The sequence below is a fragment of the Micromonospora sp. Llam0 genome (assembly GCF_003751085.1).
Lineage (GTDB): Bacteria > Actinomycetota > Actinomycetes > Mycobacteriales > Micromonosporaceae > Micromonospora_E.
In genome coordinates, this window is the sequence record NZ_RJJY01000002.1 from 2,525,235 (window position 1) to 2,543,850 (window position 18,616).

Sequence of the window (18,616 nt, forward strand, 5' to 3'; positions counted from 1 at the left end):
TCGGAAGCATGCCGACGTTGCCGAAATCGATCGTCTGGACGCGGACGGACACCGGCGGTGCCGATCAGGTCCTCTTCGACGACCAGCGCGGGCTGACCGCTCGCGGGGTGGCGGTGGCGGCGGCGCCGCTGCCGTACAGCTGCCATTACGAGCTCGCCACCGACGAGCAGTGGGCCGCCGTGCGGCTCACCGTCACCGTCGAGGGTGCCGGCTGGCTGCGGACCGTACGGATGGAACGGGCGCTCGGCCGGTGGCGGGTGAGCACCGCCGAACAGGGTGACCTGGACCGTGCTCTGCGGTCGGCCGGGCGCAGCCCGGTCGGCCTGCCCGGCACCGAGGAACCGGGTCGGCTCGACGCGGCGCTCGACGTCGACCTGGACGCCGCACCGCTGTTCAACACCCTGCCGGTCCGCCGGCTGCGGTTGTCGGAGCAGCCGGTCGGGCAGGAGCACCGGCTGGTCGCGGCCTGGGTCCGGGTGCCGAGCCTGGAGGTGATGCCGATGGAGCAGACCTACACGGTGCTCGGCACCGATCGGGTCCGGTACCGCAGCGGCAGCTTCACGGCCGAGGTGACGCTGGATCCGGACGGTTTCGTGCTGCACTATCCGGGGCTGGCACAGCGGGCCTGATCCCGATCATCGGGCGTCGGCCGGCCACTCGCCGGTACGCAGGAACTGTTCGGCCACGGCCCGGTACGGGGCCAGATCGATGCCGTGCCGGGTCAGCCAGTCGGACGAGTAGTAGCTGGCGGCGTACCGTTCGCCGCTGTCACACAGCAACGTCACCACCGAGCCCTGCTCGCCGGCGGCCCGCATCTGCGCGATCAGCGCGAACGCGCCCCACAGGTTGGTGCCGGTCGATCCGCCGACCCGCCGACCCAGCAGTTCGCTGGCGATGCGCATGGCGGCCAGTGAGGCGGCGTCCGGGACCTGGATCATCCGGTCCACCACGGACGGCTGGAAGGACGCTTCGACGGTCGGCCGACCGATCCCCTCGATCATCGACCCCCGGCCGGTCGAGGTCGACCAGTCACCGCTGCACCACGCCGGGTAGAAGGCGGAGTTCTCCGGATCGACGACGCAGACCTTGGTGCGGTGCCGCTGGTAGCGGACGTACCGGCCGATGGTGGCGCTGGTGCCGCCGGTGCCGGCACCGACCACGATCCAGTGCGGGACCGGGTGTCGTTCCAGCGCCAGCTGGGCGAAGATCGATTCGGCGATGTTGTTGTTTCCCCGCCAGTCGGTGGCCCGTTCGGCGTAGGTGAACTGGTCCATGAAGTGCCCGCCGAGGTCCTCGGCGAGCCACCGTGCCTCGATCACCACAGCGGCCGGGTCGCGGACCAGGTGGGGGCGGGCACCGTGGAACTCGATCTGGGCGATCTTCTCCGCCGAGGTGCTGGCGGGCATCACCGCGACGAACGGCAGGCCGAGCATCCGGGCGAAGTACGCCTCGGAGATGGCGGTGGAGCCGGAGGACGCCTCGACGATCGTGGTCTGCGGCCCGATCCAGCCGTTGCACAGGCCGTACAGGAAGAGCGAGCGGGCCAGCCGGTGCTTGAGCGAGCCGGTCGGGTGCACCGACTCGTCCTTGAGGTAGAGGTCGATGCCCCAGGACGGGGGGAGTGGGAACGGCAGCAGGTGGGTGTCGGCGGACCGGTTGGCGTCCGCCTCGACCTTGGCGATCGCGTCGGTCACCCAGGCCCGGCCGGCGTCGTCGTACCGGTCCAGTTGATTCACTCGCAGACGGTAACAAGTGACGTCGCCGAATCACCCGGTCAGGGGGCGGGGCCGGTTCTCCCATTTGGTGGAGAGCGTGACGCTGGTCCGGGTGTTGGCGATCCCCGGTGTCCGGTTCAGCCGCATGATGAGCTGTTCCAGCTCGGCGATGGTGCCGACCCGGGCGAGGCAGAGGAACGACTCGGTGCCGGCCATGAAGTAGCACGACTCGATCTCCGGCATGTCGCGCAGCGCGTCCAGCACCGCCTCGGTGTCGGCACCTGAGTCTTCGACCAGTCCAATCAGGGCGGTGACGCCGAGGCCGACCGATTCCGGCTGTACGTCGGCCCGGTAGCCGCGCAGCACGCCGGCGGTTTCGAGCTTGCCGATCCGTTCGTGTACGGCGGGTGCGGAGAGTCCGACCTGGCGGGCGAGTTCGGCGTAGGAGAGCCGGGCGTTACCGCGCAGCAGGTCGACGAGCCGGAGGTCGATGGCGTCCACGGGATGTAGACCCTAGTGCCTGCCGCCCGCCCGGGTGGCCCGCAGTCGTCCGCGCCGATGTCAGCCTCGTTCCCCATCCGGATCCGCTGGTTGATGAGCTGGGGTAAATTACAACATAGGGCGCAAATCCTACCGGGTAACTGCCCAGTCGGGTAGCTTTCCTCATTTCCCGGACACGGCGGTCGGCCGGTGCTCTAATGGCCGTACGTCTGGCACTACGGCATCTGGCACATGGTCCATCGGGGGGCTGACTGGCCACGCCAGAGCCGTCGTGGACGCGAGGAGGGGACCGTGGACACTGGAGATCGTCTGCTGACGCCGGGCGAGGTGGCCGCGCTGTTCCGCGTCGACCCGAAGACCGTCACACGATGGGCAGCGGCCGGCCGGATCGGCAGTATCCGAACTCCCGGAGGCCATCGTCGGTTCCGGGAGTCCGAGGTGCGTGCGCTACTCGAAGGCGAAGGCGTGCTGGAAGAGATGCAGGCGGAAAGCGCGGAGACCACCCGGCCGCCCCGGCACACCGAGAACGGATCAGGAGGAGCCGGGTCGTACTGACCGCCGGGCCGTACTACCACCGGGCCGAACCAAGCCGGTGGTCACGCCCGGTCCGCGCCCAACTCGCCGGACCACCGCCGGAACAGATCGTGCGGTACGCCGAGCGCGTCCAGCACCTTGCCGGCGACGAAATCGATCAGCTGGGCGGCGGTGGCCTCGGCACCAGCGCCGTAGAAGCCGGGACTGGCCGGCAGCACCACCGCTCCCGCATCGTGCAGGGCGAGCAGGTGCTCCAGATGACTGCGGGTCACCGGGGTCTCCCGGGGGACCAGCACGACCGGCCGGCGTTCCTTGAGGTTCACCTCGGCGGCCCGCTGCAGCAGATCCTTCGACAGCCCGATGGCGATACCCGCGCAGGCCGCCGTGCTGGCCGGCACGACCACCATCCCGCGTACCTGGTATGAGCCGCTGCTCGGCCCGGCGGCGAGATCACCCGCCGGCCAGAACCGTACGTCCGCGTCGTCCAACCCACGGCCGAGCCAGCGGGCCAGGTCGGCCCGCCAGTGACTGTCCCGCAGTGGCGCGCCGGTCTCGTCGAGCAGGGTGAGCCGGGCCGCCCGGGACACCACCAGGTCGACCGGATGGCCGGCGTCGAGCAGCGCGCGGAGCACTGCGGCCGGGTACGGCGTACCGGACGCCCCGGAGACGCCGATCACCCATGGTCTTCTCATCAAGATCCCTGTTCGCGTGGCTGGTCGCGGGCTGTCACGGCGCCCGGTCACCCCATAGGGTAAGACGACCCGCCTTACGGACACATTGGCAGCAACTTCGCAGGCAGGCCATGGACTCCCGCAAATCCACCCCGCCGCCGCCCCGCCCCGACGTCCCGGACAACTCTGCCTGCCTCGACCAGCCGACCGTCGAACTGCTCGGCGAACTGCTCGTTGCGCTGCGCGCCGCCTGCCCGCTGTCCGCCGTGCTGTCCCCGTACGCGGCGCAGGCCGACGCCTGGCTGCCCGGCTGGCTGCAGCGGTGCGGACTGCCGCCGGGCACCGCCACCCACCGTCGGCTCGCCGGGGCCCGGATCGGCCGGTACGCCGCCCGGCTCTATCCGGGCGCGCCGGTGGACCGGCTGCGGGTGCTGGCCGCCTTGTTCGCCTGGTTCTTCCTGCTCGACGACGAGTTCGACGGGGTCGCGGATCCGCAGGAGGGGACGTTGCGCCGACTCGCCGACGAGGTGCTGACGGTGCTGCGCGCCGACCCCGAGCCGCGCGTAGAACAGGCCTTTTCCGGGCCGCTGCGCCGGATGCTCGCCGGTCCGTGGCAGGCCGTGCGGCAGTCGATGCCCGACTGGTGGCGCCGGCGGTTCGTCGAGGCGGTGGCCGAGCACCTCGACGGAGCGGTACGCGAGGCGGCGAACAAGGCGGCCGGTCACCGGCCCGGCCCGGACGAGTACGTCGAGCTGCGCCGGGCCACCTCGGCGGCGCATGTGGCGTACACCCTGGTCGAGTACGCGACCGGCGACCCGGTGCCGGACGCCGTCTTCCACCACCCCCGGGTGCGCGATGTCCGGGTCGTCGGCAACGACCTGCTCTCCTGGTACAACGACCTCTTCTCGCTGCCCCGCGACCTGACCACCGCCGGCGGTCACAACCTGGTGGTGGCGGTCGCCGAGACGCGGCGGGTGCCGATCGGCGACGCGCTGGTCACCGTCGCGCACCGGTGGCGGGCCGAGATGGCGGCGTTCGACGCACGCCGGGCCGAGGTGCCGTCGTTCGGGCCGGACCACGACCGGGCGGCGCACGGCCTGCTGGCCGGGGTCGGGTACGCCGTCCGCGGCACCATCGACTGGTCGTTCGAGAGCGCCCGCTACCGGCAGCCCTGACGCCGGGCCGGCGGTCGGTGGCTCCGCGCCGGCCTGGCCCCGACCCGACCCGGTGCGGTCAGCGCAGGCCGAGCCGTACCACCAGGTCGACCAGGGCGAACGCGAACAACGCGATGCCGACGAAGCCGTTGGCGGTGAAGAACGCCCGGTTGACCCGGGACAGATCGGTCGGTGTCACCACCAGATGCTGGTAGCCGAACGCCACCGCGGTCAACGCCAGCCCGATCCACCACGGCCAGCCGAAGCCGACCAGCACGCCGAACCACCCGAACAGGGCGAACGTCACCAGGTGCGCCACCGTCGAGGCGTGCAGCGCGAAGCGTCGACCGTACCGGGCGGGTACGCTGCGTACCCCGATCTCGCGGTCGACCTCGGCGTCCTGGCAGGCGTAGATCAGGTCGAACCCGCCGATCCACAGCCCGACCGCCGCGCCGAGCAGGATCGCCGGCCCGGCTCCGTCGAAGGTGCCGGTGACCGCCAGCCAGGCGCCGACCGGGCCGACCAGCTGGGCCAGCCCGAGCACCGCGTGCGGCCAGTCGGTGAACCGCTTGGCGTACGGGTAGACCACCAGCGGGACCGCCGCCAGCGGGGCGAGCACGAGGCAGAGCGGGTTCAGCGCGGCGGCGGCGCCGAGGAAGACCACCAGGGCGACCACCGCACCGGTCCAGGCCGTCCGGACACTCACCGCCCCGGTCACCAGCTCCCGCCCGGCGGTACGCGGATTGCGCGCGTCGATGTGCCGGTCGATGATCCGGTTCGCGGCCATGGCGAACGTCCGGGCACCGACCATCGCCACGGTGATCAGCAGCAGGTCGAGCCAGCGGACGCCACCGTCGAGGCGGGCCATCACGGTCAGCGCGGACAGGTACGCGAACGGCAGCGCGAAGACCGAGTGCTCGATCGCGACGAGCCGTAGGAAGGCCTGGATCTTGCCGACCGGGGCGGCGGGCGCGCCGGCCGCCCCGGCAGTGGCTGCGGCGCTCACGAGATCCCGTACTCCCGCCACCGCTTGTCCACCAGCGAGACGATCTCCGGCGACATGGTCATCTCCTGCGGCCAGCCCCGGGTGTAGCCCTCGGTGGGCAGCTTGCGGGTCGCGTCGACGCCGGCCTTGCCGCCCCAGAACTGCTGGTACGACGAGTGGTCGAGGTGGTCCACCGGGCCCTCGGTGAGCAGCAGGTCGCGGGCGTAGTCGACGTTGCCGAAGGCGCGGAACGCCACCTCGTGGTAGTCGTGCACGTCGCAGTCGTCGTCGACCACGACGATCAGCTTCGACAGCGACAGCAGGTGGGCGCCCCAGATCGCCGACATGATCTTCTGGGCGTGCTTCGGGTAGCGCTTACGGATCGACACGATCACGCAGTTGTGGAACACCCCGGCGGCCGGCAGGTCGTAGTCGACGATGTCCGGGATCAGCATCCGCAGCAGCGGCAGGAAGATCCGTTCGGTGGCCTTGCCGAGCCCGTGGTCCTCCTGCGGCGGCTTCGAGGTGATGATCGAGTGGTAGAGCGGGTCGCGCTGCGTGGTCATGCATTCGATGTGCAGCACCGGGAACGGCTCGACCGGGGTGTAGAAGCCGGTGTGGTCGCCGAACGGGCCCTCCGGCAGCCGCTCGCCCGGCTCCAGGTAGCCCTCCAGCACGATCTGGGCGTGCGCCGGCACCTGCAGCGGTACGGTCTTGCAGTCGACCATCTCGACCCGCTGGCCGCGCAGGAACCCGGCGAACAGGTACTCGTCGATGTCGCCGGGCAGCGGCGCCGACGCCGAGTAGCTGACCACCGGATCGCAGCCGATCGCCACCGCGACGGGCAGCCGTTCGCCGCGCCGCTCGGCGACGGCGTGGTGGGCGGTGGAGTCCTTGTGGATCTGCCAGTGCATGCCGAGCGTGGTCGGCGAGTGCTGCTGCAGCCGGTAGAGGCCCAGGTTGCGCTTGCCGGTCTCCGGGTGCTTGGTGTGGGTCAGCCCGTAGTTGTGGAAGATGCCGCCGTCGCCGGGCCAGACCTGCAGCCCGGGCAGCCGGTTCAGGTCGACGTCCGCGCCGGTGTAGACGACCTCCTGGCAGGGCGCGGTCTTCACCTTGCGCGGCGGCAGCGAGGTGAGCTGCATGACCTTGCCGAGCCCGTCGCGGATGCCGGACCAGCCGACCGGCAGGTCGGGCTTGATCATCGCCCCGATCCGGTCACCGATCTCGTTCAGGTTCTCGACGCCGAGCGCCATCGCGGTGCGCCGTTCGGTGCCGAACAGGTTGATCGCCACCGGCATCTCGCCCCGGGTGGGCCGGTCGAACAGCAGTGCCGGTCCGCCGGCCCGCACGGTCCGGGTGACGACCTCGCTGATCTCCAGCGTCGGATCCACCGGTACGTCGACCCGCCGCAGCTCACCGGCCGCCTCCAGCGCCGCGACGAAGTCCTTCAGATCCTGGTACGGGAAACCTGGAGCCGCCATGCCGCCAAGTCTGGCCTACCCGGCGGCCGGTGCCACCACCCGGGGCGGTGATTCGCGCCGCGTCCGGACTCGGGCCGGTGCCGGTCAGGCGTAGGAGTGCAGGCTCTCGAAGAAGTAGTTGACCCCGAACAGGTTCATCAGCATGGTGAGGAAGCCGAGGATCGCGATCCAGGTGACCGTGGTCCGCCGTACGCTCGGGGTGGCCCGGGCGTGCAGGTAGCCGGCGTAGATCACCCAGGAGATGAACGCCCAGGTTTCCTTCGGGTCCCAGGCCCAGGCCCGGCTCCAGGCGTGTTCCGCCCAGATCGCCCCGGCGATCACCGCGAAGGTGAACACCGGGAAGCCGATGGCGTGCAGACCGAAGGTGAGCCGCTCCAGCGAGGCGGCGGCCGGGACCCGCTTGGCGAGCAGGTAGGGGAAGCCGCGCCGGCCCTGCTCGTAGCCGGACCGGAGCAGGAACATGGCGGCCGGGACCGAGCCGAGCAGCAGCAACCCGGAGGAGGCCATGATCGTCGAGACGTGGATGCCGTACCAGTAGGACTGCAGGGCCGGCAGCAGCGGCGCGATCGGGGTGTAGAACACCAGGCCGGCCAGGCCGAGCAGGGCCACCATGACGAGCGCGACGAACAGGCCGAGCAGCCGCAGCGACGGCCGGCGGTAGACCAGCACCAGCCAGGCGGCCACCCCGACGAAGGTGATCGCCAGCACGTACTCGTACATGTTGCCCCACGGCAGCCGATCGGCGGCGATCCCCCGGGTGACCAGGCAGGCCAGGTGGAACAGGGCGCCCAGCACGGTGGCGCCGACGGCGAACCAGCCGGCGAGTCCGACCGCCGACCAGCCGGTCCGCTCGTCGCCCGTACCCGTGGTCTTGCCGATGGCCGGATCGGTCAGGTCGGATCCGGGCACCGGCGCAGCGGGCCCGCCGCCGGTGCCGGCCGCCGCGACGGCGGCGAGCTCACGGTCGGGCACCGTCGCGGCGGCGGTACGCCGGGTGCCGAACCCGGCTTCGACCGCGTGGCAGATCATCGCGAGCAGGTACGCGAAGATCGCCACCACCAGGAGTTGATCCGACAGTGCTGACATCAGTGCCGTCCTTCCCGTGGCCCGGCGTCGCCGCCGAGTGCCCGGATGAGCTCCCGGAACTCGTCGCCGAACCCGGGATGGTCGGTGCGCGGCAGCCCACCGGCCTCGACCAAGCTACTACCGGGTGTCGTTGACGCTGCGTCGGGGCCGGTCGGTGTGACCCGGAACCACACCCGGCGGCGCCGGCCGAACAGCGCCGGCATCAGCCCGAACAGCAGCGCCGCCGAGCTGGCCAGCAGCAGGCCGCTGCCGGGATCGTGCCGGACCGACAGGGTCACGTACTGCGAAATGTCGAGAAACTCGATGGTGCTGCCGTCGTCCAGGGTCATGGTTTCGCCGACCCGCAGCAGCTGCGGGTCACCGACCGGCAGCAGCCTGCCGGCCTCCACCTGCCGCTGGTCGATCTGGTAGACCGAGCCGGGGATGCCGGCGTCCAGGCCGAGGTTGCCCCGGTACGCCCACAGCATCACCGCCGGGTCGCGCAGCTCCGGGTGGGTGGAGCGGACGTACGGCGGCTGCTGCGGGGCGGACGGCAGGAAGAGCCCCTCGAAGGCCACCTGCAGCTGCGGATCGCGTTCGCCGGTCGCCGGGTCGACGTTGGCGTCCGGGAAGCTGGCGACCCCTTCGCTGGTCAGCATCCCGTCGACGGCCAGGAACGGCGCGGAGACGGTCTGCGCCTGCCCGTAGCGGTCGGTGTAGCGCAGCACCGGCACGTAGCCGTGCCCGAGCAGGTAGACGTTGGCGTCGTCGAGGCGCAGCGGGGAGTTCACCGAGAACGTCTCGGTCCGGGCGGCACCGCCGTCGGCGTCGACCTGTACCTCGGCGGAGTAGCTGGCCGGCTGTCCGGTCTCCAGGAAGGTGGCGGTGAAGTCGGTCAGCTCCAGACAGAACCGGGGCAGGTCACCGTCGGAGATCCGGGGGCCGAGCCGGTACTCGTCGTACTGCTGCACGGTGTTGCAGAACGCGGTGTCCGGCCCGGCGACCAGCAGCCGGTTGCCGTTCCAGCCGAACCAGCTTCCCACCGCGACCCCGAGCAGGACGCCGATCAGCGACAGGTGGAAGACCAGGTTGCCGGTCTCCTTCAGGCGGCCCTTCTCGGCGGCGACGCTGTCGTCGGCGACGGTGACCCGCCAGCGGCGGCGGCGCAGTTCGGCGGCGATCGCGTCCCGCGCGGCGGCGGGTGCGTCGCCGGCCGTGGCGTCGCCGGCCGCAGTGTCGCTGGCCGCAGTGTCGCCGACGGTGGTCCAGCGGGCGTGCTGCGGCAGCCGGTCCAGCCGGCGCGGCGCGGCCGGTGGCGCCGCCCGCAACGCCCGTACATGCTCGCGCAGCCGGGGCACGATGCAGCCGACCAACGAGGTGAACAGCAGCAGGTAGATCGCCGCGAACCAGGTCGAGGCGAACACGTCGAACATGCCGAGCCGGTCCAGCACCGGGGCCAGCCGCGGGTTCGCCGCGAAGTACGCGTCGACGTTTTCGATGTTGACGTCGCGTTGCGGCAGCAGCGAACCGGGGATCGCCGCCACCGCCAGCAGGAAGAGCAGGATCAGCGCGGTCCGCATGCTGGTCAGCTGCCGCCACGAGTTGCGCAGCAGAGCCAGCGCCGGATTCGGCCGGGACATCAGATGCCGACCTCGCCGGCCCCGACGGTGGCCTGGAACCAGATGACGAAGTCGGTCCAGGCGCCGGTGACCAGCGCCGCCCCGACCAGGATCAGCATCGCCCCGCCGACCCGGGTGACCCAGCGGCTGTTGCGCCGGATCACCGTGAACACGCCGAGCAGCCGGCGGAACGCCAGGCCGAAGATGACGAACGGCAGACCGAGCCCAAGGCAGTACGCCACGGCGAGCGCCACCGCCCGGTCGGTCTGGCCGCTGACCGTCGCCATCCCCATCACCGCGCCGAGGGTGGGGCCGACGCACGGTGTCCAGGACAGCGCGAAGACCGCGCCGAACACCGGGGCGCCGACCAAACCGGCCTCCGGCAGCCGGCGTACCCGCACCTCGCGCTGCAGGCCCGGCACCAGACCGAGGAAGGCCAGCCCGAACAGGATGATCAGCAGACCGACGCCGATCTCCACCGGCCGCTGGTAGACGAACAGGTGGCGGCCGACGCTGGCCATCAGGATCGCGGTGAGGGTGAAGACCACGGTGAACCCGCTGATGAACAGCAGGGTCCCGGCCAGCACCCGGCCGTGCCGGCCGCCGAACGAACCGCCAGCACTCGCGCCGCCGCTGCCGCCGGCGTCGAGGTCGGAGCCGGCCAGTCCGGTGACGTACGACAGGTAGCCGGGGGCAAGCGGCAGAATGCACGGGGAGAGGAAGCTGACCAGCCCGGCCAGCGCGGCCAGGCCGAGAGCCAGCAGCACCGGACCGCCCCGGGCGATCTCGGCGAACGTCTCACCCATCGGCCGGGTCCGGCTCGGTGCCGGTGCCGGTGCCGGTCGCCTCGGCGGCGACCTGTTCGACCAGCGGCTGCAGGTCGTCCTGACGGATCTCGGCGCGTACGACGGTGGCGATCCGGCCGCTCCGGTCGATGATCATCGTCGCGGGGATACTGTTCGGCGGGATGTTGAAGTCCAGGGCGAGCCGGCTCGCCGGGTCGAACAGGCTCGGATACGTCACCCGGCCCGCCTCGAAAGCGCGGGCCTTGTCCCGTTCGTCGCGGACGTTGATGCCGAGGAAGCGCACCCCCTGGTCCCGGGTCGCCTGGTAGGTGGCCTCCAGGTCGGCGGCCTCGGCCCGGCAGGGCGGGCACCAGGAGCCCCAGAAGTTGACCACCAGGACCTGACCCCGGTACGCCGCCGGATCGAACGCGGAGCCGTCGAGCAGCTCGGCGTCCAGCTCCGGTGCCGCCGGCCGGTCGTCACCGGTGCACCGGATCACGCCCTGCGGGTCGGTCTCGCAGTCGGTCGCCCAGTCGCTGGCCGCGCAGCCGGTCAGGGCGAGCGCGGCGACCAGCGTACCGGCGACAAGGGCGGCCGCCCGGCGGCCCGGCGCGATCAGCCCACCACGTGCCGACCGCATCTCAGGCCCCCTTGGCCGTCCGCGCCGACGGCGACATGGCGATCAGGTGGGCGGCCGGCTCGGAGTAGCCGATACCGACCACCTTCGCGTCCTCGAAGTGGATCGCGGTCAGGCTGGCCAGGCCGCACTGCCGGCGGCGCGGGTCGTGCCAGAGCCGCTTGCGTTCCAGGTAGCGGCGCAGCGTCCAGATCGGCAGCTGGTGGGAGACGCAGACCGCCTCGTGGCCCTCGGCGGCGACCCGGGCGGCGTGCACCGCGGCGAACATCCGCTCGGCGATCGCGGTGTAGGCCTCGCCCCACGACGGGGTGACCGGATCGCGCAGCACCCACCAGTTACGCGGGTCACGGAACGACCCGTCGCCGGGGGAGACCCGCCGACCCTCGAACCAGTTGGCCGACTCGATCAGCCGTTCGTCGACCGACACCGGCAACCGGAACTGGGCCGCGATCGGCTCGGCGGTCTCCTGGGCGCGTTCCAACGGACTGGCGACCACGTGCACCACGTCCCGGTCGGCGAGGGCCTGGCTGGCCGCCTTGGCCATCTGCACACCGAGTTCGGAGAGCCGGAAACCGGGCAGCCGGCCGTACAGGATCTTCTCCGGGTTGTGGACCTCGCCGTGTCGCAGTACGTGGACGACCGTCCGTTTCATGCGTTGTCCCTCAGCGTCGGTGCCCGCAGCGCGCCGTCCGCCGCAGCGGCGGCGGCGGCCGCGGCCCCGGCCGGCAGCGCCGCCGCGAGCTGTTCCAGGGCGGCGTCGTCGATCGCCGCCGAGACGAACCATGCCTCGAACGCACTGGGGGGCAGGTAGACGCCGTGCGCGAGCATCGCGTGGAAGAAGGCGCGGTACGCGTCGACGTCCTGCAGGCGGGCGCCAGCGTAGTCGGTGACCTCGGCGTCGGTGAAGAAGATGGAGAACATGGTGCCGGCGGTGGAGAGCCGGTGCGGCACCCCGGCGGCGGTGAGCGCCCCGGTGGCCAGCTCGGCGACCCGGGTCGCGGCGTCGGCCAGCCGCCGGTACAGGTCGGTGTCGGCCAGCCGGAGCGTGGCCAGCCCGGCGGCGCAGGCCAGCGGGTTCCCGGAGAGCGTGCCGGCCTGGTAGACCGGGCCGGCCGGGGCCAACTGCCGCATGATCTCGGCCCGGCCACCGAACGCGGCGGCCGGCAGGCCGCCACCCATCACCTTGCCGTACGTGTAGAGGTCGGCGTCGACCGGCTCCAGCTCGGCCCAGCCGCCCCGGGCGACCCGGAACCCGGTCATCACCTCGTCGACGATCAGCAGCGCGCCGTGGGCGTGGGCGATCCGGGCCAGCGCGGCGTTGAAGCCGGCGGCGGGCGGCACCACACCCATGTTGCCGGCGGCCGCCTCGGTGATGATCGCGGCGATCTGGTCGCCGTGCTCGGCGAAGGTCGCCTCCACCGCCGCCACGTCGTTGTACGGCAGCACGATCGTCTCGCTGGCGGCGGCACCGGTCACCCCGGGCGAGTCGGGCAGCCCGAGGGTGGCCACCCCGCTGCCGGCGGCGGCGAGCAGAGCGTCGACGTGGCCGTGGTAGCAGCCGGCGAACTTGACGATCCGGGGCCGGCCGGTGTGGCCGCGGGCCAGCCGGATCGCCGACATCGTCGCCTCGGTGCCGGAGTTGACCAGCCGGATCTGCTCCACCGGGGTGCGGTCGACGATCTCGGCGGCCAGCTCCACCTCGCCGGGTGTCGGCGTACCGAAGCTGGTGCCGTGCGCGGCGGCCGCGCTGAGCGCGGCGACCACCTCGGGGTGAGCGTGGCCGAGGATCAGCGGTCCCCAGGAGCAGACCAGGTCGAGGTAGCGCCGGTCGTCGACGTCGAACAGCCACGGGCCGGACCCCCGGGCCATGAACCTGGGTGTCCCGCCGACCGCCCGGAAGGCGCGCACGGGCGAGTTGACCCCGCCAGGGATGATCCTGGTGGCGCGGTCGAACAGGGCCTGGGATGCGGGCGCGTGCGCCGGGTACGGGCGGGCGCCGGCAGTTTCGGTGGCAGTCACGGCCCTGCCATTGTGGCAGCGTCACCAGGGGACCGCACATCCGACCCTGCCCAGCGGCCGGGTCGCGGCGACCGCCGGGCCCAGCGGCCGGGGTTGCGGCGACCGCCGTACCAGGGCCGGGCTCGCGCTGTCGCGATACGCTGGCCGGGTGGAGCGGGCGGAGTTGTCGATCGCGTTGCGGCGCACTCCCGACGAGGCTGTGCTACGCCTCGTCGGCGAGATCGACATGCTCACCGCCGCCCAGCTGTCCACCACCGTCAACGATCTACTCGGTGACGCGCCGTCGCGGATCGTGCTGGACATGGCCGGTGTCACCTTCTGCGACTCGCAGGGGCTGGGCACCCTGGTGGTGCTCACCCGCAAGGCCAGCCACGCGCAGAGTCTGCTGCTGCTCACCAACGTCGGCGAGTTCCTGCACCGGGTGTTGAACATCACCGGGCTGCGGTCGGCGCTCACCATCCGTAACGGCGCCGGCTGACCCGGGCCGGCCAGCCCGGCGCTGCGGTCAGCCAGGGGCGGCCAGCCCGGCGCTGCGGTCAGCCGCCCCAGCGGGCCGCCTCCAACTCGTCGGCGACCTCGGCCGGATTCACCTCGCCGTCGCGCAGCCGGGCGGTCGCCCGGTCGATGGCCGCGCACAGTTGCCGTACCTGTTCGTCCCGCTGCCGGACCAGGTCCGCCTGGGTGGCGAGCTGGCGGTTCTTCACCCAGAGGTCGACGAAGACGCCGACCTTGGCCCGCAGCACCCACGGGTCGAACGGCTTGATCAGGTAGTCGACCGCGCCGGCGGCGTACCCGCGCAGGGCGAGTTGGGCGTCGCGGTCCGCGGCGGTCAGGAACAGGATCGGTACGTGCCGGGTGCGTTCGCGACGCTTGATGTGGTTGGCCGTCTCGAACCCGTCCATCTCCGGCATCTGCGCGTCCAGCAGGATCACCGCGAAGTCGTCCACCAGCAGCTTCTTCAGCGCGTCCTCGCCGCTCTCCACCGCCACGGCCTGCACCGGCATCCCCTGCAGGATCGCCTCCAGGGCGAGCAGATTGTCCCGCCGGTCGTCCACCAGCAGTACCTTCGCCGATCCGGCAGTCACGAGTTCAACTCCTCAGCCGCGTTGATCCAGGTCACCATCAGGGTGATCAGTTCGTCCAGGTCCACCGGTTTGGTGATGTAGTCGGTCGCGCCGGCCTGCAGCGCGGACTCCCGGTCACCCGGCATCGCCTTGGCGGTCAGGAAGACCACCGGCAGGTCCGCGAAGCGTTCGTTGCGGCGGATGATCCGGGTCGTCTCGTAACCGTCCTGGTCCGGCATCATCGCGTCCATCAGCACGATGTTCACTTCGGGGCGTTCGGCGAGTTTACGTACGCCGTCGACCCCGTTGTCCGCGTAGATCACGGTCATCCCGTGCAGCTCCAGCGCGCTGGTCAGCGCGAAGACGTTGCGCACGTCGTCGTCGATGATCAGTACGGTGGCCCCGTCCAGCCGCCGGGTGGTCGGCGGTTCGGGGCGGTCCACCTCGATCGGCCGGGTCAGCGGTGGCAGCGCGGTGCGGATCGGCGCGGCGGCCGGCAACGGTGCCGGCGGCAGCACCGCGTCGGTGTTGAGCACGTCGGGAACGTACAGCGTGAAGGTGGATCCTTCGCCCGGCACCGACGAGACGGAGATCGCGCCGCCGATCAGCCGGGCCAGGTCGCGACTGATCGACAGGCCGAGGCCGGTGCCGCCGTACCGGCGGCTGGTCGTTCCGTCCGCCTGCTGGAACGCCTCGAAGATCAGCGAGAGCTTGTCGTCGGAGATGCCGATCCCGGTGTCGATCACCGTGAAGGCGACCACCTGGTCGGCGGTGGACAGCGCTGGTTGTTCGAAGGTCAGGTCCTGCGGGGCGGGGGCGATCTGCAGTGTCACCGACCCCGAGTCGGTGAACTTCACCGCGTTGGACAGCAGGTTGCGCAGGATCTGCTGCAGCCGCTGCGCGTCGGTGACGACCGCCGACGGCAGGTCCGGCGCCACCTCGACGCGCAGTTCCAGCCCTTTCTCGTCGACCTGCGGCGCGAATGCCTGCTCGACGTACGACCGGATCTCGCCGAACGGCACCTCGGCCGGCTGCACGTCCATCCGGCCGGCCTCGATCTTCGACAGGTCGAGGATGTCGTCGATGAGTGACAGCAGGTCGGAGCCGGCGCTGTGGATGGTCTTGGCGAACTCGATCTGCTTCTCGGTGAGGTTGTCGTCCGGGTTGTCGGCGAGCAGCCGGGCCAGCAGCAGCAGCGAGTTCAACGGGGTACGCAGCTCGTGGCTCATGTTCGCCAGGAACTCCGACTTGTACGCCGAGGCCCGGGACAGCTGCTGGGCCTTCTCCTCCAGACCGATCCGGGCCAGTTCGATCTCCCGGTTCTTGGTCTCGATGTTGCCCTTCTGCTCGGACAGCAGCCGGGCCTTGTCCTCCAGCTCGGCGTTGGTGCGCTGCAGTTCGGCCGACTGGGCCTGCATCTCGTTGGCCAGTCGCTGCGACTGGGAAAGTAGTTCCTCGGTGCGTTTGTTGGCCTGGATGGTGTTGACCGCGATGCCGATCGTGGCGACCAGCCGCTCCAGGAACGCCAGGTGCAGCTCGGAGAAGGCGGCGACGGAGGCGAACTCGATCACCCCCAGCATCTCACCTTCGAACAGCACCGGTAGCACCACGTGGTCCCGGGGCGGGATGCTGAGCAGTCCGGACCGCAGGGTGAGCGCGCCGGTGGCGCCGGCGCCGACCCGGATGGTCCGGCGGGAGACGGCGGCCTGGCCGACCAGCCCTTCGCCCGGCCCGAAGATGATCTTGTGGTCCCGGGCCACGTAGCCGTACGCGGCAGTGAGCCCGAGGCGGGTCACCCCGTCGTCGGCGTCGGCGAGGAAGAACGCGCCGAGTTGCGCGTCGACCAGCGGCGTCACCTCATTCATGATCATGCGGCAGACCTCGCCGAGGTCCCGCTGCCCCTGCAGCAGGCCACCGATCCGCGCCAGGTTCGAGTCCAGCCAGCCCTGCTCGGCGTTCTTCTTGGTGGTGTCCCGCAGGGTGACGATCATCTGGTTGATGTTGTCCTTCAGCTCGGCGACCTCGCCCTGCGCCTGCACGGTGATGTGCTGGGTCATGTCGCCACGGGTCACCGAGGTGGAGACCTGGGCGATCGCCCGCAGCTGGGTGGTCAGGGTGGACGCCAGCTGGTTGACGTTCTCGGTGAGGTCGCGCCAGGTGCCGGAGACCCCCTTGACCTGGGCCTGGCCGCCGAGCTCCCCCTCGGTGCCGACTTCGCGGGCGACCCGGGTGACTTCGTCGGCGAACGAGGAGAGCTGGTCGACCATGGTGTTGACGGTCGACTTGAGTTCGAGGATCTCACCCTGTGCGTCGACGGTGATCTTCTGCGACAGGTCGCCCTTGGCGACGGCGGTGGTGACCGAGGCGATGTTGCGGACCTGGCTGGTGAGGTTGGAGGCCATCGAGTTGACGTTGTCGGTGAGGTCGCGCCAGGTGCCGGAGACCCCCTTGACCTGGGCCTGGCCGCCGAGTTTGCCTTCCGTACCCACTTCGCGGGCGACCCGGGTGACTTCGTCGGCGAACGACGACAGTTGGTCGACCATGGTGTTGACGGTCGATTTCAGTTCGAGGATCTCACCCTGTGCGTCGACGGTGATCTTCTGCGACAGGTCGCCCTTGGCGACCGCCGTGGAGACCTGGGCGATGTTCCGTACCTGGGCGGTCAGGTTCGACGCCATCGAGTTGACGTTGTCGGTCAGGTCCCGCCACGTCCCGGCCACCCCGCGCACCTGCGCCTGGCCGCCGAGTTTGCCCTCGGTGCCGACTTCGCGGGCGACCCGGGTGACTTCGTCGGCGAACGACGACAGCTGGTCGACCATGGTGTTGACGGTCGACTTGAGTTCGAGGATCTCGCCGCGTGCGTCGACGGTGATCTTCTGCGACAGGTCGCCCTTGGCGACGGCGGTGGTGACCGAGGCGATGTTGCGGACCTGGCTGGTGAGGTTGGAGGCCATCGAGTTGACGTTGTCGGTGAGGTCGCGCCAGGTGCCGGAGACCCCCTTGACCTGGGCCTGGCCGCCGAGTTTGCCTTCCGTACCCACTTCCCGGGCGACCCGGGTGACTTCGTCGGCGAACAGCGACAGCTGGTCGACCATGGTGTTGACCGTCGATTTGAGCTCCAGGATCTCGCCGCGTGCGTCGACGGTGATCTTCTGCGACAGGTCGCCCTTGGCGACCGCCGTGGAGACCTGGGAGATGTTACGGACCTGACTGGTCAGGTTGCCGGCCAGCTGGTTCACGTTCTGGGTCAGGTCACGCCACGTCCCGGAGAGCCCACGAACCTGGGCCTGACCACCCAGCTTGCCTTCGATGCCGACTTCGCGGGCCACCCGGGTGACCTCGTCGGCGAACCACGACAGCTGGTCCACCATCGTGTTGACCGTCGATTTCAGCTCCAGGATCTCGCCCTGGGCGGCAACGGTGATCTTCTGCGACAGGTCGCCCTTGGCGACCGCCGTGGAGACCTGGGCGATGTTCCGTACCTGGGCGGTCAGGTTCGACGCCATCGAGTTGACACTGTCGGTCAGGTCCTTCCAGGTGCCGGCCACGTTCGGCACCTGGGCCTGCCCGCCCAGCTTGCCCTCCGTACCCACCTCGCGGGCGACCCGGGTGACCTGCTCGGCGAACAACCGCAGCGTGTCGGTCAGCATGTTGATCGTGTCGGCGAGCTCGGCGACCTCACCCTTGGCCGACACGGTGATCTTCTGCGACAGGTCGCCCCGGGACATCGCGGTGGCCACCTGGGAGATCGACCGCACCTGGTGGGTCAGGTTGGAGGCCATCGAGTTGACGTTGTCGGTCAGGTCCTTCCAGGTGCCGGAGACCCCCTTGACCCGCGCCTGACCACCCAGCTTGCCCTCGGTGCCCACCTCCCGGGCGACCCGGGTGACCTCGTCGGCGAACGACGACAGCTGGCCGACCATCGTGTTCACCGTCCGGCCGATCCGCAGAAACTCGCCGCGTAGCGGCTGTCCGTCGATCTCCAGCTCCATGTGCTGGGACAGGTCACCTTCGGCGACCGCCCGGATCACCCGGGCGATCTCGGTGGTCGGTCGACCCAGGTCGTCGATCAGCGCGTTGATCGCCTGGTGGTTGTCCGCCCAGGCGCCGCCGAAGCCCTCCTCGTCGAGGCGTTCGCTGAGCCGGCCGTCCCGGCCCACGATCCGACTGATCCGGCGCAGGTCCAGGTGCTGACGTTCCTGCAGCGAGACCACCTCGTTGAAGGCGTCGGCGACCTCGCCGGCCACCCCGACGCGGCGGGGCAACCGTACCTTCAGATCCCCCTGCCCCACCCGGCGCAGCGCCTCGGCGAGCTCGGTCAGCAGCGCGGTCTCGTCGATCGCCGGCCGTTGGTCGGAGGACAGCTGTTTCGCGCTGGTCATAACT

17 protein-coding genes are annotated in these 18,616 nt (G+C 70.9%); 4 read left to right on the top strand and 13 right to left on the bottom strand.

What is annotated here, in order from left to right; translation table 11 throughout:
- Positions 1–8: 8 nt before the first annotated feature.
- On the top strand, positions 9–629 hold the full coding sequence (locus EDC02_RS38765) for a putative glycolipid-binding domain-containing protein (protein WP_199758070.1): 621 nt from the start codon (positions 9–11) through the stop codon (positions 627–629).
- Positions 630–635: 6 nt separating this feature from the next.
- Here EDC02_RS38765 and EDC02_RS38770 read toward each other — a convergent pair whose 3' ends face one another.
- Complete coding sequence (locus EDC02_RS38770; RefSeq protein WP_123607022.1) at positions 636–1,736, bottom strand: PLP-dependent cysteine synthase family protein; 1,101 nt, start codon at positions 1,734–1,736, stop codon at positions 636–638.
- 30 nt (positions 1,737–1,766) lie between these two features.
- Complete coding sequence (locus tag EDC02_RS38775; protein WP_123607023.1) at positions 1,767–2,216, bottom strand: Lrp/AsnC family transcriptional regulator; 450 nt, start codon at positions 2,214–2,216, stop codon at positions 1,767–1,769.
- 291 nt (positions 2,217–2,507) lie between these two features.
- Here EDC02_RS38775 and EDC02_RS38780 point away from each other — a divergent pair, with 291 nt between their 5' ends.
- Positions 2,508–2,771 carry a BldC family transcriptional regulator gene (locus tag EDC02_RS38780; RefSeq protein ID WP_305036233.1) on the top strand — a complete coding sequence of 88 codons (264 nt, stop codon included), beginning with the start codon at positions 2,508–2,510 and terminating at the stop codon, positions 2,769–2,771.
- Between the two features lie 41 nt (positions 2,772–2,812).
- Here the strand turns inward: EDC02_RS38780 and EDC02_RS38785 are convergent, their stop codons facing one another.
- Entirely contained in the window at positions 2,813–3,442 is a 630-nt protein-coding gene (locus EDC02_RS38785) for a UbiX family flavin prenyltransferase (RefSeq protein ID WP_123607024.1), read from the bottom strand.
- Positions 3,443–3,552: 110 nt separating this feature from the next.
- Here EDC02_RS38785 and EDC02_RS38790 point away from each other — a divergent pair, with 110 nt between their 5' ends.
- Positions 3,553–4,596, top strand: a complete 1,044-nt coding sequence (locus tag EDC02_RS38790) for a terpene synthase family protein (protein ID WP_233606669.1) — start codon at positions 3,553–3,555, stop codon at positions 4,594–4,596.
- A gap of 58 nt (positions 4,597–4,654) precedes the next feature.
- On the opposite strand, the gene mqnP is transcribed toward EDC02_RS38790, so the two are convergent.
- The 8 genes from mqnP to hemL form a co-directional block, all read right to left on the bottom strand.
- Positions 4,655–5,581, bottom strand: coding sequence for a menaquinone biosynthesis prenyltransferase MqnP (mqnP, locus tag EDC02_RS38795; protein WP_233606670.1), 927 nt, complete (start codon positions 5,579–5,581; stop codon positions 4,655–4,657).
- On the bottom strand, positions 5,578–7,041 hold the full coding sequence (locus EDC02_RS38800; protein WP_123607026.1) for a menaquinone biosynthesis decarboxylase: 1,464 nt from the start codon (positions 7,039–7,041) through the stop codon (positions 5,578–5,580). The genes mqnP and EDC02_RS38800 overlap by 4 nt, the downstream gene beginning before the upstream one ends.
- 84 nt (positions 7,042–7,125) lie before the next feature.
- The gene (ccsB, locus tag EDC02_RS38805) at positions 7,126–8,127 is read right to left on the bottom strand and encodes a c-type cytochrome biogenesis protein CcsB (RefSeq protein ID WP_123607027.1); all 1,002 of its coding nucleotides are present in this window, start codon (positions 8,125–8,127) and stop codon (positions 7,126–7,128) included.
- Complete coding sequence (locus EDC02_RS38810) at positions 8,127–9,746, bottom strand: cytochrome c biogenesis protein ResB (protein WP_123607028.1); 1,620 nt, start codon at positions 9,744–9,746, stop codon at positions 8,127–8,129. Before EDC02_RS38810 ends, ccsB begins: the two co-directional genes overlap by 1 nt.
- Positions 9,746–10,531 (bottom strand): cytochrome c biogenesis CcdA family protein, encoded by a 786-nt coding sequence (locus tag EDC02_RS38815; RefSeq protein WP_123607029.1) that lies wholly within the window; start codon positions 10,529–10,531, stop codon positions 9,746–9,748. The genes EDC02_RS38810 and EDC02_RS38815 overlap by 1 nt, the downstream gene beginning before the upstream one ends.
- Complete coding sequence (locus tag EDC02_RS38820; protein WP_123607030.1) at positions 10,524–11,150, bottom strand: TlpA disulfide reductase family protein; 627 nt, start codon at positions 11,148–11,150, stop codon at positions 10,524–10,526. The genes EDC02_RS38815 and EDC02_RS38820 overlap by 8 nt, the downstream gene beginning before the upstream one ends.
- Before the next feature lies 1 nt (position 11,151).
- Positions 11,152–11,799: a histidine phosphatase family protein gene (locus EDC02_RS38825; protein ID WP_123607031.1), complete on the bottom strand. Its 648-nt coding sequence runs from the start codon at positions 11,797–11,799 to the stop codon at positions 11,152–11,154.
- On the bottom strand, positions 11,796–13,166 hold the full coding sequence (gene hemL, locus EDC02_RS38830; protein WP_123607032.1) for a glutamate-1-semialdehyde 2,1-aminomutase: 1,371 nt from the start codon (positions 13,164–13,166) through the stop codon (positions 11,796–11,798). The genes EDC02_RS38825 and hemL overlap by 4 nt, the downstream gene beginning before the upstream one ends.
- Before the next feature lie 148 nt (positions 13,167–13,314).
- Between hemL and EDC02_RS38835 the strand changes: the two genes are divergently transcribed.
- Positions 13,315–13,644, top strand: a complete 330-nt coding sequence (locus EDC02_RS38835; RefSeq protein WP_123607486.1) for an STAS domain-containing protein — start codon at positions 13,315–13,317, stop codon at positions 13,642–13,644.
- A gap of 58 nt (positions 13,645–13,702) precedes the next feature.
- On the opposite strand, the gene EDC02_RS38840 is transcribed toward EDC02_RS38835, so the two are convergent.
- Positions 13,703–14,251 carry a two-component system response regulator gene (locus EDC02_RS38840; RefSeq protein ID WP_123607033.1) on the bottom strand — a complete coding sequence of 183 codons (549 nt, stop codon included), beginning with the start codon at positions 14,249–14,251 and terminating at the stop codon, positions 13,703–13,705.
- Positions 14,248–18,612, bottom strand: coding sequence for a HAMP domain-containing protein (locus tag EDC02_RS38845; RefSeq protein WP_123607034.1), 4,365 nt, complete (start codon positions 18,610–18,612; stop codon positions 14,248–14,250). Before EDC02_RS38845 ends, EDC02_RS38840 begins: the two co-directional genes overlap by 4 nt.
- Between the last annotated feature and the right edge of the window lie 4 nt (positions 18,613–18,616).

Excerpts from the sequence above, each read along its gene's own strand:
- EDC02_RS38765 (WP_199758070.1), top strand. The coding sequence starts at position 9 with ATGCCGACGTTGCCGAAATCGATCGTCTGGACGCGGACGGACACCGGC.
- EDC02_RS38785 (WP_123607024.1), bottom strand. The coding sequence starts at position 3,442 with ATGAGAAGACCATGGGTGATCGGCGTCTCCGGGGCGTCCGGTACGCCG.
- EDC02_RS38790 (WP_233606669.1), top strand. The coding sequence starts at position 3,553 with ATGGACTCCCGCAAATCCACCCCGCCGCCGCCCCGCCCCGACGTCCCG.
- EDC02_RS38800 (WP_123607026.1), bottom strand. The coding sequence starts at position 7,041 with ATGGCGGCTCCAGGTTTCCCGTACCAGGATCTGAAGGACTTCGTCGCG.
- ccsB (WP_123607027.1), bottom strand. The coding sequence starts at position 8,127 with ATGTCAGCACTGTCGGATCAACTCCTGGTGGTGGCGATCTTCGCGTAC.
- EDC02_RS38810 (WP_123607028.1), bottom strand. The coding sequence starts at position 9,746 with ATGTCCCGGCCGAATCCGGCGCTGGCTCTGCTGCGCAACTCGTGGCGG.
- EDC02_RS38815 (WP_123607029.1), bottom strand. The coding sequence starts at position 10,531 with ATGGGTGAGACGTTCGCCGAGATCGCCCGGGGCGGTCCGGTGCTGCTG.
- EDC02_RS38820 (WP_123607030.1), bottom strand. The coding sequence starts at position 11,150 with ATGCGGTCGGCACGTGGTGGGCTGATCGCGCCGGGCCGCCGGGCGGCC.
- EDC02_RS38825 (WP_123607031.1), bottom strand. The coding sequence starts at position 11,799 with ATGAAACGGACGGTCGTCCACGTACTGCGACACGGCGAGGTCCACAAC.
- EDC02_RS38845 (WP_123607034.1), bottom strand. The coding sequence starts at position 18,612 with ATGACCAGCGCGAAACAGCTGTCCTCCGACCAACGGCCGGCGATCGAC.